The organism is Chromobacterium piscinae, assembly GCF_021129175.1.
Classification (GTDB): domain Bacteria; phylum Pseudomonadota; class Gammaproteobacteria; order Burkholderiales; family Chromobacteriaceae; genus Chromobacterium; species Chromobacterium piscinae.
The window spans coordinates 1-714 of the sequence record NZ_JAJOHV010000152.1; the positions used below are offsets into that span (position 1 = coordinate 1).

2 protein-coding genes are annotated in these 714 nt (G+C 69.6%); both read left to right on the plus strand.

Annotation, left to right across the window (positions count from 1 at the left end):
* Positions 1–309: hypothetical protein (locus tag LQR33_RS23470; protein ID WP_231470661.1), on the plus strand; the 309-nt coding region annotated here is incomplete at its 5' end.
* A gap of 75 nt (positions 310–384) precedes the next feature.
* Positions 385–714 (plus strand): hypothetical protein (locus LQR33_RS23475; protein ID WP_231470662.1); only part of this gene is annotated, 330 nt, incomplete at its 3' end.

Sequence of the window (714 nt, forward strand, 5' to 3'; positions counted from 1 at the left end):
CTGGGCGGCCTGCTGGCGCAGCAGGCCGCGCTGGCGCAGCATTTCCCCGGTCCGGGACCCGGCAGGCATGCCGAGGGCCGGCCGTCGGCGCGCGGGTGCGACGGCGATCAGTCATGCAACAACCGCCGGCTGCGCAATCTGCGCCAGCGCGAAGCCGCGCGCAACGGCGACATCGGCTTCGATCCGGTCCAGCATCAGTCCAGCCGTCTGCTGCCTCCGCCGGACGATCATGTCAAATCAGTACCCAGCAAGCCCAATTTTTGGCAGGATAAACGCCGGCAGGAGCAGATGCAAAACCAATCCGATTGATTCGACGTCCGCTGGGGAAAGGACAGGACGATGACGCAAGGGGGAAAGCGCGGCGCAAGCCCGGGAAGGCGGGCCTTGACGGGTCTGCTGTTGTGCGGGCTGTCCGCTTTTCCGCTTGCCGGATGGGGCGCCAAGGACGACTGCGCCGACGCGGTCGCGCCCCAGCGCTGCCAGGCGCATCTGCAGGGGCTGCGCAGCTGCCTGGATCTGCCGGAAGTCAGACGCCGGACCTGCCTCGCCTATTACACGCCCCCTCTCAGCTGCCAGCGCCAGCGCGACGCCAAACGCTGCGAAGCGCTGTTGGCGGCGCAATCGTCGTGCGAAGGCATGCTGGGCGCGCAACGCCGCGCCTGCGTGGACGAGCGCTTGCCGCCGGCGCCCTGCGCCACGCGCGGCCAGCGGCCC